The 13,282-nt window shown below is 72.3% G+C and carries 12 protein-coding genes; 7 read left to right on the top strand and 5 right to left on the bottom strand.

The window, feature by feature from the left end:
• Positions 1 to 168 precede the first annotated feature (168 nt).
• Positions 169 to 600, top strand: coding sequence for a hypothetical protein (locus DSY14_RS14310; protein ID WP_211717038.1), 432 nt, complete (start codon positions 169 to 171; stop codon positions 598 to 600).
• A gap of 31 nt (positions 601 to 631) precedes the next feature.
• Here DSY14_RS14310 and DSY14_RS14305 read toward each other — a convergent pair whose 3' ends face one another.
• Complete coding sequence (locus DSY14_RS14305) at positions 632 to 1,696, bottom strand: helix-turn-helix domain-containing protein (RefSeq protein WP_307851225.1); 1,065 nt, start codon at positions 1,694 to 1,696, stop codon at positions 632 to 634.
• Between the two features lie 130 nt (positions 1,697 to 1,826).
• Between DSY14_RS14305 and DSY14_RS14300 the strand changes: the two genes are divergently transcribed.
• The 4 genes from DSY14_RS14300 (at position 1,827) to DSY14_RS14285 (ending at position 4,869) form a co-directional block, all read left to right on the top strand.
• Complete coding sequence (locus DSY14_RS14300; RefSeq protein ID WP_211717037.1) at positions 1,827 to 2,786, top strand: ATP-binding cassette domain-containing protein; 960 nt, start codon at positions 1,827 to 1,829, stop codon at positions 2,784 to 2,786.
• Positions 2,783 to 3,571 (top strand): ABC transporter permease, encoded by a 789-nt coding sequence (locus tag DSY14_RS14295; RefSeq protein WP_211717036.1) that lies wholly within the window; start codon positions 2,783 to 2,785, stop codon positions 3,569 to 3,571. Before DSY14_RS14300 ends, DSY14_RS14295 begins: the two co-directional genes overlap by 4 nt.
• Before the next feature lie 298 nt (positions 3,572 to 3,869).
• The gene (locus tag DSY14_RS14290; RefSeq protein WP_211717035.1) at positions 3,870 to 4,217 is read left to right on the top strand and encodes a helix-turn-helix transcriptional regulator; all 348 of its coding nucleotides are present in this window, start codon (positions 3,870 to 3,872) and stop codon (positions 4,215 to 4,217) included.
• Positions 4,210 to 4,869, top strand: coding sequence for an SRPBCC family protein (locus DSY14_RS14285; protein ID WP_211717034.1), 660 nt, complete (start codon positions 4,210 to 4,212; stop codon positions 4,867 to 4,869). Before DSY14_RS14290 ends, DSY14_RS14285 begins: the two co-directional genes overlap by 8 nt.
• 264 nt (positions 4,870 to 5,133) lie before the next feature.
• Here the strand turns inward: DSY14_RS14285 and DSY14_RS14280 are convergent, their stop codons facing one another.
• The 3 genes from DSY14_RS14280 to DSY14_RS14270 form a co-directional block, all read right to left on the bottom strand.
• Positions 5,134 to 6,327, bottom strand: a complete 1,194-nt coding sequence (locus DSY14_RS14280) for an acyl-CoA dehydrogenase family protein (RefSeq protein ID WP_211717033.1) — start codon at positions 6,325 to 6,327, stop codon at positions 5,134 to 5,136.
• Between the two features lie 234 nt (positions 6,328 to 6,561).
• Positions 6,562 to 7,728: an acyl-CoA dehydrogenase family protein gene (locus tag DSY14_RS14275; protein ID WP_211717032.1), complete on the bottom strand. Its 1,167-nt coding sequence runs from the start codon at positions 7,726 to 7,728 to the stop codon at positions 6,562 to 6,564.
• 46 nt (positions 7,729 to 7,774) lie between these two features.
• Positions 7,775 to 8,974, bottom strand: coding sequence for a CoA transferase (locus tag DSY14_RS14270; RefSeq protein ID WP_211717031.1), 1,200 nt, complete (start codon positions 8,972 to 8,974; stop codon positions 7,775 to 7,777).
• Between the two features lie 99 nt (positions 8,975 to 9,073).
• On the opposite strand from DSY14_RS14270, the gene DSY14_RS14265 reads away from it, so the two are divergent.
• Together DSY14_RS14265 and DSY14_RS14260 are read left to right on the top strand one after the other, a co-directional pair.
• Positions 9,074 to 9,739 (top strand): GntR family transcriptional regulator, encoded by a 666-nt coding sequence (locus DSY14_RS14265; protein WP_211717030.1) that lies wholly within the window; start codon positions 9,074 to 9,076, stop codon positions 9,737 to 9,739.
• Positions 9,740 to 10,299: 560 nt separating this feature from the next.
• Complete coding sequence (locus DSY14_RS14260; protein WP_211717029.1) at positions 10,300 to 12,729, top strand: M14 family metallopeptidase; 2,430 nt, start codon at positions 10,300 to 10,302, stop codon at positions 12,727 to 12,729.
• A gap of 63 nt (positions 12,730 to 12,792) precedes the next feature.
• Here DSY14_RS14260 and DSY14_RS14255 read toward each other — a convergent pair whose 3' ends face one another.
• Entirely contained in the window at positions 12,793 to 13,257 is a 465-nt protein-coding gene (locus DSY14_RS14255) for an iron chaperone (protein WP_211717028.1), read from the bottom strand.
• Positions 13,258 to 13,282 lie beyond the last annotated feature (25 nt).

Here is a 13,282-nt window from a genome sequence, read left to right as displayed (position 1 = left end):
GCCAGGGGTGGGCCCGCGACCCGGCGCGCGGGCCCACCCCTGGCGCACGACACGGACCCCGCCCCGCCGGCCGGCCGGAACCCCGGGGACGCCGCTCGGTCGCGTGCGCCGGACGACGACTCGGGCACACCTCGTCCGCGCGGTGCGCCTCTGCCTCCGTTCGGCGCGTTGAGACGACCGCTGCACCACCAGAAGGACCGGGACCTGGCACTGGACGACGCCGGAGCGGAGACGATGCGCGCCCTGACGGCCGCGGGGGTCGGGCACGCCCGCGCGCGTGCCTACGTGGACGCCGGATGGCGTGGTCCGGAGGCGGTGCCCTGGGCCCGGGCCGGAGTACCGGCGACCCCGGCGGTGCTGTACCGCTGCCTGGGCCTGCTCCCCACCGAGGCCGCGCGGAGGGCCGCGTCGGGGACGGACGCCGAGGCGCTCCTGCGGGCGTGGTGGGACTCGGGGGTGCCGCGTGCGGAGACGGCCTCCTGGATCGTGTCAGGGGCCACCCCGGAGCAGGCGGCCGTGGCGACGGCCATGGACGCCCCTGCCCGCACGCGGCGGCGATCCGACGCGGGTCTCACCGGCGACGCGGGCGGGCCCGGGTGAACCCGTGGCCCACCTCCGGACGGGAGCGGGGTCAGCCTCCGGACGCCCCGGTGGACGGCACGGCGCCCGAGGCGCACGCGGCCACCGCGTGCCCCGCGCCGCGGCCCTGGGCCCGGGCGAGGATCCGGCCGCCCTCGACCAGCGACGCGGACTCGGTCTCCTCGTCCGGCTCCGTCACCCCGACCGCGGCGGCCACGGCCGGGTCGAGCACGATCCGCGCACGGGTCCAGGCCGCCGTGGGAAAGGCACGGGACAGGTGGCCGCGCAGGGCGGCGACGGCCAGCCGGACCAACGGCAGGAGCTCGCCCGGATCATCGGTGACCGGCACCAGGGTGATCGGCACACCGTCGGGGGCGGCGCGCAGGGCCTCCTCCGCCGCCTCCAGTCGGCGCAGCCCCAGTACGACGACGACCCCCGCGTCCACCGACACCGGGGCGCGGGTGAGCAGGTCGAAGGCGACAGGGCCGCTCCAGGGCCGGTCGACGGCCCGCGCCGGCGGCACGTGGGCGAGGTGCGGCAGCGGCCAGGCGTCCTCCAGGTCCAGCCCGGCCAGATGTTCGCAGGCACGGATGACGGTGAAGGGGTCGGTGAAGCCGGGGGCCGCGGTGGCCATCCGCCCGGCGCCGTGCAGCGTGGTGAGCACGCTCCGGGCCACACGCACCCGTCGTTCACCGGGGCTCAGGTACTCCAGCGCCGCCCCGAGCAGCACCGACTCCAGCATGGCGATCCGAGCGAAGACCGCGCTCGCCCGGGGATCTGCGGTGATCTCGGCCATGAGGTCGGCGTCCCCACGGTCGTCACCTCCGACGGGCAGACCACTCACCCAGGAACGGGCGAAGGCTCCCAGGGCCTGCGCCGCGCCGGTGGCCTCGGCCTCTCCCACCGGCGCCTGTTCGGCGACCTCGGCCAGGGCGGCGAAGTACAGGGCGCGCTTGCCCGGGAAGTTGGAGTAGACGGCCCCTCGGGTGAGGTCGGCCCGCGCGGCGATGCGGTCGACACCGGTGCCACGGAACCCGTGTTCGGCGAACTCCTCCCGCGCAGCGGCGAGCACTCTCGCCCGGTTGCGCTCCTGCTGCTGGACCCTGCTCAGCCGCACCCTCGTCCTCCTCGCCGTGGCACCTCCCGCCCATCCTACGTTGAGATACCTCGACCACTCGGATACCGTCATCATCTGAATGATGTTGTCATCTGAATGTGCGCACGACCGCGAGAGTGAGTGAGGCACCATGACCGACCACGCCTTCCGGGCCCGAGGACTGGTGAAACGGTTCGGGCGGACGACCGCCCTGGCCGGGGTGGACCTGTCCGCCCGCCCCGGCACCGTCCTCGGCGTCCTGGGACCCAACGGCGCGGGCAAGACCACCGCCCTGCGCATCCTGGCCACCCTCACCCGCCCCGACGAGGGCACCGCCGTCGTCGGTGGGCACGACGTCGTGCGCGCGGCGGACCGGGTCCGCCGCGGGATCGGGCTCACCGGGCAGACCTCGATGCTCGACGAGGAGTTGTCCGGCCTGGCCAACCTGGTCCTCATCGGCAGGCTCCTCGACCTGGGCAGGGCGGGGGCCACCGCCCGCGCCCACGCGCTGCTCGAACGGTTCGCCCTCACCGAGGCGGCGCGACGCCCCGTCGCCACCTACTCCGGGGGGATGCTGCGCCGACTGGACCTGGCCGCCTCGCTCGTGGGCCGACCCCACGTGGTGTTCCTCGACGAACCCTCCGTCGGTCTCGACCCGGGCAGGCGCGAGGATCTGTGGCGCATGGTCCGCCAACTCACCGCGGAGGGCACCACCGTGCTGCTCACCACCCAGTACCTGGAGGAGGCCGACGCGCTGGCCGACGCCATCACCGTGATCGACCGGGGGCGGGTCATCGCCGACGGCACCCCGGCCGAGCTCAAGCGGGTGGTCGGCGGCCAGGCCGTGTCGTTGCGGCCCACCGACACCGACCGGTACGGGACGGCCGCCCGGGTGATGGAGCGGATCGGCGGACGCGCCCCCGACCGCACCGGCCGCGACACGCTCTCCATGCCGGTCGACGGCGAGGACACCGCCTGGGAGCTGGCGCGCGCCCTGCGCGAGGCGGACGTACGGGTCACCGAGTTCTCCCTGCACCTGCCCGGCCTGGACGAGGTGTTCTTCGCCCTGACCGGCACCTCCCCCGACACCACCGCGAAGGAGTCCGCGTGAACGCCCCCGCACCGACCCGCCGGCCGGCCGCCCTGCCCCGGCACGGCCTCGTCCTGGCCGGGCGGAGCCTGACCAAGTCCCTGCGCAGCCCGGGGAGCCTGGTCAACGGGGTGGTCACCCCGGCGATGTTCCTGGTCCTGTTCGTGTACCTGTTCGGCGGTGCGGTGTCCGGCTCCACCGACGCCTACCTCCAGTACCTGTTCCCCGGGGTGATGGTGATGGGCGCGAGCGTGGCCGGGATGCTCTCGTCCGGTCTCACCATCAACATCGACATGAAGAAGGGCGTCTACGACCGGTTCCGCAGCCTGCCCATCAGCCGGTCCGCCCCGCTGCTCGGGTCGGTCCTGGCGGACCTGGTCCGGTACGTGATCACCGTGCTGATCCTCTTCGCGATCGGCTTCCTCATGGGGTTCCGCGTGGAGACCGACGCGGGTTCCGCGGTCGCGGCCGCCGCCCTGGCGATCGGGTTCGGTTCCGCCCTGAGCTGGGCCATGGTGTTCCTGGGCGTGCTCATGCGCGACGAGAGCGCGGTCATGGCGGTCACCTTCATCGCCATCCTGCCGTTGCTGCTGGGCACGAGCATGGCGGCGCCCGTGGAGACCCTGCCCGACTGGTTGCGGACCTGGGCGGGGGTCAACCCGGTCACCCACGTCATGGACGCGGCCCGCGCGCTGCTCACCGGCACCCCCGCCGGCGCCTCGGTCACCTGGACCCTGGCCTGGTCGGCCGGCCTGGTCGCGGTGTTCGCCCCGCTCTCGGTGTGGGCCTTCCAACGGGACCACTGAACCGCGCCCTCGACCCCACCGAACCGCCCGGACTCCGCCGCGCCGAGCGGGCCTTCCCGTCCGCCCCTCGGCCGCTCCCCCCGAGCACCGGGGCCCGACGATCGGGACGCTCGGGCGAGTGCGACGGGTGCGGTGGAGCGCGCGGCCTCCGTGGGGCGGGGCTCCACGCCTCCCGGAGGCGGCCCGGGCACGGGCGGTCTCCCCCGGGCGAGACCGCTCCGCCGGGGTTCCGCACCACTCCACGCCGATTCTTTTATCAGTTCTCGCTTATATAAGTGGTCGCTGATATGATCCGCCCATGCACGCCTTCGACGTACTCGGTGACCCGGTCAGACGCCGGCTGCTGGAGCTGCTCACCGACGGGGAGCTCAGTTCCGGTGAGCTGACCACCGTGGTCCGCGAGGAGTTCGGGATCAGTCAGCCCGCCGTCTCCCAGCACCTGCGGGTCCTGCGGGACAGCGGAATGACGGCCGTGCGCGCCGAAGGCACCCGGCGGATGTACTCGGTGAACGCCGACGCACTGCGCCCGGTGGACGACTGGCTGGGCCCGTTCCGCCGCTTCTGGGCACCGAGGTTCGCCGCGCTGGAGACCGAGATCGCCCGGGGCGGGCGACAGCGACGTATGGAGGGGGAACACGATGGGTGAGCACACGAGTCTCGACGTCGACCGGCAGGTCGGCGCGGTCACCCGCGGTCTGGAGACCCGGGACGGTGAGGGCCGACGCACGCTGGTGTCGGTGATCAGTCAGCGTTACGACACCGGGGTCGCGGACCTGTGGGAGGCCTGCACCTCCACCGAGCGTCTCCCCCGGTGGTTCGCCCCGGTCTCGGGCGACCTGCGCGCGGGCGGCACGTACCAGGTGGAGGGCAACGCGAGCGGCACGATCGAGTCCTGCTCCCCGCCCCGGTCCTTCCAGGCCACCTGGGAGTACGGAGGCGACGTCAGTTGGATCGCGGTGCGGGTCGACCCCGACGGCGACGGCGCCCGGCTGACCCTGGAGCACACCGCGGACGCCGAGAAGGTGGAGGCGTTCTGGGAACGGTTCGGTCCGGGAGCGACCGGCGTGGGCTGGGACCTGGCGTTCCTGGGACTGGCCACGTACCTGAGCGTCGGTACCGACGCACCGGTGGAGGCCGACGGTTGGGAGACCACCGAGCAGGGGCGCCGGTTCATCACCGCGAGCAGCGCCGCGTGGGCGGAGGCGGGCATCGTCTCGGGCACTCCCCGCGCGCAGGCGGAGGCGGCCCGGGACCGCACGACCGCGTTCTTCCTGGGTGAGGGGCCCGGAGCCGAGTAGCGACGCCGCGCCCCCGGGTCCTCCGGAGCGGCGCGAGAACGCCGTGGGCCCGGATCGCGCAGGCGGTCCGGGCCCACGGCCTACGTCCGGCCCGTGGCCTCCAGCGGCTCCGCTCCCGCAGCGGCCCGCGTCCGCGCACCCGAGCGCGAGGTGGGAACCCTCAGGGCCATCGGTGGGACGACCCCGGCACTCCCCTCTCCGCGTATCGGATGACGCCACCGACACCACGACACCGGGACATCCCCGCGGTACGGCGCACCGACCCTAGAGCCGGTAGTCCTCCAGGAGGCGCCGGCCGATGATCATGCGTTGGATGTCGGCCGTGCCCTCACCGATGAGCAGCATCGGGGCCTCCCGGTACAGACGCTCGATCTCGTACTCCTTGGAGTAGCCGTAGCCACCGTGGATGCGGAAGGCGTCCTCGACGACCTCACGGCAGTACTCGGCGGCCAGGTACTTGGCCATGCCCGACTCCCGGTCGTTGCGCTCCCCCGAGTCCTTCTTACGGGCGGCGTTGACGACCAACGCGTGAGCGGCCTCGACCTTGGTGCCCATCTCGGCGATCCTGAACAGCACCGCCTGGTGCTCGGCGATGGGCCTGCCGAAGGTCTCACGCTGCTGGGCGTAGGCCACACCCAGTTCGAAGGCGCGGTGGGCCACCCCGACGGCACGCGCGGCCACGTTGACCCGGCCCACCTCGACACCGTCCATCATCTGGTAGAAACCGCGCCCGGGCGCCTCGCCCAGCACGCGGTCGGCGCCGATGCGGTGGTCGTCCAGGAGCAGTTCGGTGGTGTCGACCCCCTTGTAACCCATCTTCTCGATCTTGCCGGGCACGGTGAGTCCCTGGGCGGTCTCCCCGAAGCCGGGCTCCTTCTCCACCAGGAACGTGGTGAGGTTGCGGTGCGGGGCGTCGGCGCCCTCGTCGGTGCGGGCCAGCAGAGCGACCAGGTGGGCCGATCCACCGTTGGTCAGCCACATCTTCTGGCCGGTGATGGAGTAGCCGCCGTCGTCGAGCCGGGTGGCCTTGGTGGAGATCGCCGCGACGTCCGAACCCAGCGCCGGTTCGGACATGGAGAACGCGCCGCGCAGGTCCCCGGTGGCCATGCGCGGCAGGTAGCGACGCCTCTGCTCGTCGGTGCCGTGCCGCAGGAGCATGTACGCCACGATGAAGTGGGTGTTGACGACCCCCGACACGCTCATCCACCCGCGGGAGAGCTCCTCCACCACCAGGGCGTAGGTGAGCAGGGACTCACCGAGGCCGCCGTACTCCTCGGGGATGGTCAGCCCGAAGATACCGAGCTCCTTGAGCCCCTCGACGATGTCGGTGGGGTACTCGTCGCGGTGCTCCAGTGCGGTGGCGACGGGCAGGATCTCCCGGTCGACGAACGCGCGGACGACCGCGAGCATCTCCCGCTGTTCGTCGGTGAGTCCTTCTGTCTCGGCGAGACGGCCCATCCCGGGCCCTCCTTCGGGTCGAGCGGTCGTGTGGTGGTCGTGGCGCGACAGGGGTGCCGCCCTCGGTCGCGCGGGCGGGGCGGTCCCGGCCGTGGATCCCGACGGTGTCCCGCGCGCGGTCGGTGGGATCCTCGTGTGCGTCCCCACCGAGGAGGCGGGCGAGCTCCGGGGGACCACGATGGCGGGGAGCCCCGGTGGTGCCCGACCACCGGGACGTCCCCGTCCGGGCGCGGATCAGATCGCGGTGTCCCCGCGCGCGTCGCGGGCGATGAGCTGGGCGGCGATGACGTTGCGCTGGATCTCGTTGGTGCCCTCGCCGAGGATCATGAGCGGGGCGTCCCGGAAGTACCGCTCCACCTCGTACTCGCGCGAGTATCCGTAACCGCCGTGCACCCGCATGGCGTCCAGGGCCACCTCCATGGCGACCTCGGAGGCGAACAGCTTCGCCATGCCGGCCTCCATGTCGGCGCGCACGCCCTCGTCGAGCCGCTCCGCGGCGTCGACCGTCATGAGGCGGGCCGCCCGCACCTTCGTGGCCATGTCCGCGAGCAGGTTGCCCACCGACTGGTGCTTCCAGATGGGCTTACCGAAGGACTCCCGGTCCTGGGCGTAGGTGACGGCGTCGGCGAGCGCGGCCTGGGCCACCCCCACCGCGCGGGCGGCGACCTGGATCCGGCCGACCTCCAGACCGCGCATCATCTGTCCCCAGCCGCGGTGCGCCTCCCCGCCCAGCACGGCGTCGGCCGGCACACGCATGTCCTCGAAGGTCAGCTCGCAGGCCTCCACGCCGCGATAACCGAGCTTGGGGATCTTTCCGGAGACGGTGAGCCCCTCCCCCGGTTCGACCAACAGCACGCTCATGCCCCGGTGCGCGGGGGCGGCCTCGGGGTCGGTCACGCACAGAAGACCGATGAGGCCGACGTGGTGGGCGTTGGAGATCCACGTCTTGGACCCGTTGACCACGTAGGCGTCGCCGTCGACGCGCGCCTGGGTGCGCATGGCCTGGAGGTCGCTGCCGCCGGAGGGTTCGGTCAGCGCCATGGTGGCACGGAGGGACCCGTCGGCCATGCCGGGCAGGTAGCGCCGCTTCTGCTCGGTGGTGCCGAACTCGCGGATCAGGTAGGCGATGACCGAGTGTCCGCCCATGGCCCCGGCCAGGCTCATCCACCCGCGGGCGAGCTCCTCGGTGATGCGGGCGAAACAGGCGGCGCTGACGTCCACGCCCCCGTGCTCGTCGGGGACGAGCAGCCCGAACACACCGAGCTTCTTCATCTCCTCGATGAACTCCTCGGGGTAGGTGTCCGTCGCCTCGAAGTCCCGGACCCGGCCGCGCACACGCTCGTCGACGAAGGTGGCGACCAGGTCCACCATGTCCTTCTCGTCCGCTGACAGTCGGCTCATATCGGTTTCCTCGCTCGTGGGGTGTCGGGATGGGGCGTTTCGGAGGTCAGGGGTGCACGGGGCGCAGTACCCCGAGGTCGACCAGGCGACGGGTCTCGTCCTCGTCGAGGCCGAGCACGTCGTGGGTGTGTTCGCCCACGCGCGGCGCGGGCCAGGGCGCCGCCGCGGAACCGTCCACGGTGAGCGGGCAGGAGGGGGCGTAGTGGGCGGCCACGCCGGGCTGCGCGACCCGGTGGAAGAGCGGATCCTCGGGCAGTCCCACGGCGACCTCGGCGAAGGTGCGGTACTCCGACCACACCAGCCGTGTGGTGCCCAGCGCCGTCCGCACCTCCTCGGCCGTGTGGCGGTCGAACCAGGAGACCAGGAGCCCGGACAGCGCCTCGCGGTGACGGTGACGTTCGCCCTCCTGGGAGAGGTCGGTGTCCAGGGCATGTTCCAGCGCGGCCACCACCGCGCGCAGTCCGGTCGCCTCCACCAGGTCCGACCAGTGGCGGCGGGTCAGGGCCACCACCATGAAGCGGGAGCCGTCCGCGCTGGTGAAGTCGCGGCCGAAGGAGCCGTACACGTGGTTGCCGTCCGGCTCACGCGGGGTGTCGGGACGCAGCTGCGCCTCGGCCAGGTGCCCGAGGGTGCCCGCGGTGGCCATGGCCGCGTCCTCCAGGGCGATCCTCAGCCGGCCGCCCTCGCCGGTGCGGGTCCGGTGACGTTCGGCGGCCAGCAGACCACTGGCCAGGTACAGTCCCGCGGCGATGTCCCAGGTGGGCACGGAGGAGTTCACGGGACCGCGGTGGTCGGCGGGCCCGGAGGCCATCGGGAACCCCGACGCGGCCTGCACCGTGTAGTCGACGGCGGTACCGCCGTCGCGCCGTCCCACGAGGGTGAGGTGGATGAGGTCGGGGCGGCGCACGCTCAGTCGCTCGAAGCCCAGGTCGGGGTGGCGTTCGGAGTTGCTCACGACGATGCCGTCGCCGTCCACGATCAGGTCGGCCACCAGGCGGCGGCCCTCGGGCCGGGTCAGGTCGACCTCGATCGCCCGCTTGCCACGGTTGAGACCGGTCCAGTAGAGGCTGGTGCCCTCCGGGCTGAGCGGCCACCGGTTCCGGTCCGGGGCTCCACCGAGCGGTTCGACCCGGATGACCTCGGCCCCGAGCTGGGCGAGCGTGAGACCGCACAGCGGAGTGGCCACGAAACCGGACAGTTCCACGACGCGCAGGCCCGTCAGGGGCAGGGGATGGGGTTCGGTCACGGTGTCGCCTCTCTTCGCCGATGCAGAAAATATAATGCATGATCTATGGAGGCGATAGGTTCGGGGGTACCGAACCGGCGGCACGATCAGGAGCGACCGATGGCCCGACCCCAGCTCAGCGACGAGGTGGCGGCGCACGTACGCGAGCTCGTTCTCACCGGTCAACTGCGTGCGGGTGAGTTCGTCCGGGTCGAGAAACTCGCCGAGGACCTCGGCATGAGCATCACCCCGGTCCGGGAGGGGCTACTGGCGCTGCGCGGCGAGGGGATCCTGACCCTGGCACCACGACGTGGATTCCTGGTGGCCCCCCTGTCCGAGCAGGACCTGCTCGACCTGTTCTGGGTGCAGGCCCAACTGGCGGGCGAACTGGCGGCCCGCGCCACTCCCCTGCTCGACGACGAACAGATCGCCGAACTGGGGGAACTCCAGGAGAAACTGGTCACCGCCCTGGGCGAAGGCGACCTGACCACGGTGGAGCGGCTGAACCACGAGTTCCACCGCACCGTCAACCGTGCGGCCGGATCGACCAAGCTGGCGTGGTTCCTCAAGACCGCGACCCGGTACGTGCCCCTGCGCTACTACCAGCGGGTCGGCGGTTGGCCGGACGCCACGCGCCATGACCACTTCGCCGTCCTGGAGGCCTTCCGGGCCCGGGACCCCGAGGCGGCCCGCGCGGCGATGGTCGAGCACATCCGGCACGCGGGACGGTTGCTGGCCGCCCACGCCGACCTGCCCGAGGACACGGGGGACGGCACGACGGGCTGAACCCGGAGCTGCGGTGGAGGCCGCCCGGACGTCGTTGTCCAGGCGCCCTCGGTGCGAGGGTGCCACCGTGGGCGGTGGTGTTTCAACGCTCACCGGCCCTCGGCGTGTTCGGAACCCGACCGGGCGTCCCGGTTGCTCGGGACGGCGGGAAGGACGACTCCGGGACGCGGGACCGATCCGGGGGGCGCCTTGGTCGTGCGACCGGAACGGTACCGGGCGTTCGCCACGGGCGGGGAGCCCGACCCTGCCCGAGACCGGAGCCGCGTCCACCTTTTCGCTTTGCCGTCCTTGACGGGACCCCGGTCACGCGTGAACCTCGAAGGCACAGCCGTACTCGGGTGCGTGACGGTGGCCGCGCCGTCCACCCCGGCACATCCCCCACATACCCCACTCCTCGACCCTCCGGCCTTCCCGCCGCACGTCCCGACGACGATGTGAGTGCCTTCCCGTGGTCCCGCGGCCGATCCGTCCGTGCCCCTCCGTGTCACCGTCCGATCGGCGGTGGCCTCATCGCGGACGCCGGGCGACCACCGGTTCCGCGCCGAGCGAGAAGGACCGGGATGGGACAGTCACACAGATCGACCGGGACGAGGCCACGCGGCCGTGCCGGAGTGGTGGTCGTCGCGGCGTTCGCGCTGCTGCTGCCGACGGCGCTGCCCGCGGCGGCCGACGAGGACACCGTGGACCTCGACGAGACGTCGGTGGTGGAGATCCATGTGGAGGATCGGGACGAGCTGGACCGGCTCGTCGACTTGGGCGGAGACATCGCCCAGGTGGATCCGGCCGGGGACGGGTTCGTCGCCCGGGTGGTGGTCGGCCCCTTCGAGCAGGAGCTCTACGACGACGCCGGTTTCGGCTTCGCCGACGTGGTGTACACCGAGTCCGACGCGGAGGAGCGCCTGGAGGAACGCGAGGCCACCATCGAGCGGTTGCGGGCGGAGAACGAGCCGGACGGCGCGGTGGCCCCCCGATCCGCCGGGAACGACCTCGAGGTCCTGCGCGCCGACTACTTCGAGGGCCGTGCCGGTGCCTTCCTCTCCGTGGAGGTGCGCTCCCCCCACGGTCAGGACACGAACTTCGCCCTGACCGTGGAGCGCGACGCCGGACCGGGCACGGAGATCGGTGACGGCGGCACCCAGAACCTGACCCGGTTCGTGGACGTGGGCGTGTACATGTACCACCGCGGCCAGGCTCCGGTGGAGGAGCGGCCCGACCGCATCCGGGTGAGCGACCCGCACGGAGGCAGTGTCGAGGCGGAGGTCACCGAGTGGCTGCCCGACCCGGGCACCCCGGGCGACCCGCTACCGCACACCGACTTCCTCAACGCGTACATGACACCGGGCGAGCTCTACGACCGCATCCACCAGATCGCGGACGACTTCCCCGACATCGCCGAGGTCGTCGAACTGCCGCACCGCACCGGGGGGTACCGACGCCACGCTCAGGCCATCCTGGGTGTGGGCGTGGACGGGCGGAACGCGGACCGGGGCGTCATCGTGGAGACGCTCGCCTACGGTCACGAGGGCGGCAACGACGTCGTCGTGGACCTGCGCGATCCCGCCGCGCCCGACGCCGACCTGTCGGTGGGCGTGGACGGGGACGAGATCACCGTCCACCTGGCCACGGACGACGCCGGGGCGATCACCTCGACCGCGGCCGAGGTCGTGTCCGCGATCAACGGGGCCGCCGCCGACCGAGTCCACGCGTTCACCTACCGGGGCGGTGCCGGGGACGGCGTGGTGCACGCCGAGCGGGTGCGGGCCGAGGACTTCCTCAACGCCCCCGCGGAGGTCTCCCGCGAGCCCGCGCCGGTGTACGCGCTGCGCATCGGCTCCACCCGGGACGGCTCCAGGACGGGGGTGCTGGGCTATGCCCAGGAGCACGCCCGCGAATGGCAGACCCCCTTGGTGACCCTGGAGACGGCCGAGCGGCTGGTGCACAACTACGGCGTCCACGAGACCACCACCGCGCTGGTGGACGGGCTGGACATCTTCCTCATGCCGTCGTTCAACCCGGACGGCGCGAACTACTCGTTCTACGACGTGCCGATGCACCGCAAGAACATGACCAACTACTGCGACACCGACGGCCCGCGCGACCAGTGGGCCGTGGAACAGGGCGCGCAATGGGGTGTGGACAACAACCGCAACCACGGCTCCTACACCCTCTGGGACGGCTACGCGGGAGCGTCCTTCAGCTGCACCGGCGGCACCTTCGCCGGCCCCGAGGCACTGGGCCCGATGTCGCAGCCGGAGAACCGGAACCTGGAGTGGCTGGTCGACACCCACGACAACATCGCCTTCTCGATGAACATCCACTCCTCGGGCGACTACTTCATGTGGTCCCCGGGCGCCTACGTCGCCGAGGGACGGGTGCCCACCCCCCGGCCGACGGCGATGGAGGAGTCCTACTTCTGGGAGTCCTCCACCTCCATCCTGGGCGCCATCAAGGAACACCGCGGCACCGTGGTGACCCCGGCCCGCACCGGCCCGATCATCGACGTGCTCTACTCGGCGGCGGGCAACTCGGGCGACCACCTCTGGTACGGGCACGGGATCTTCGCGTGGAACTTCGAGCTGGGTCAGGCCGGGTTCCAGCCGCCGTGGGAGGAGGCCCACGCCCAGGGCATGGAGTACGCCAACGGGCTGTACAGCATGTTGGAGGTGGCCTTGGAGCACCAGAACGACCGGGTGCGTCCGCGTTCGCACGTCTCCCCGCGCCCGGGTGAACACGGCGGGCCGGTGGAGGTCGTCTTCACGACCACCGAACCCGCCGAGATCCACTACACGCTCGACGGCAGCCGACCCACCTTCGACTCCCCCAGGCTGGAGTTGTCGGGGGTGCGCGGCGAGCCGGAGACCCTGCTGATCGAGGAGACCACCACCGTGCACTGGTTCTCGGTGGATATCGCGGGCAACGCCGAGGGCGGGTACGACCCCGACGGGAACGCCCGCAACCACCGCCGGGGAACCTGGACCATCACCGGGTGACCGGCCCCGGGGCGCGGGCCGGCGTTCGGCCGCCCGCGCCCCGGCGACGGTGCGTTCCGTCACTCAGCCCACGGCCTGCTTCACCAACGCCGTGAGCCGTTCCTCGGCCTCCTCACCGAGCTCGGTCAGCGCGAAGGCCGTGGGCCACAGACCGCTGTCGTCGTCGAGTCGGGCCTGCTCGCTGAAACCGAACGTCGAGTAGCGTTCCTTGTCCATCCGACCGCTACGGAAGTAACACACCACCTTCCCCTTCCTGGCCCAGGCCGGCTGGCCGTACCAGAGCTTGGGGGCCAGGTCCGGGGCCGCCGCGGTCACCAGGGCGTGCACCCGTTCGGCCAGCAGCCGGTCCGGTTCCGGCACCTCCGCGATCCTGGCCCGCACGTCCTGCGCGTCGGCCTCCGCCTTGTTCGCCCCGCGCCCCCGCCGTGCCTCTCTCTTGCGTTCGGTGACACGTTCCTTCAGTGCGGCGCGCTCCTCGTCGGAGAGCGTCGGTTCCGAGGACGTGTCCTTGCTCCGTTCACTGCTCATGGGTGCTCCCGTGCCGATCGATCCG

Source organism: Nocardiopsis sp. MG754419, assembly GCF_018207095.1.
Classification (GTDB): Bacteria; Actinomycetota; Actinomycetes; order Streptosporangiales; family Streptosporangiaceae; genus Nocardiopsis.
Note: the sequence above shows the minus strand (reverse complement) of the source record. Positions and strands in the feature narration are given on the sequence as shown.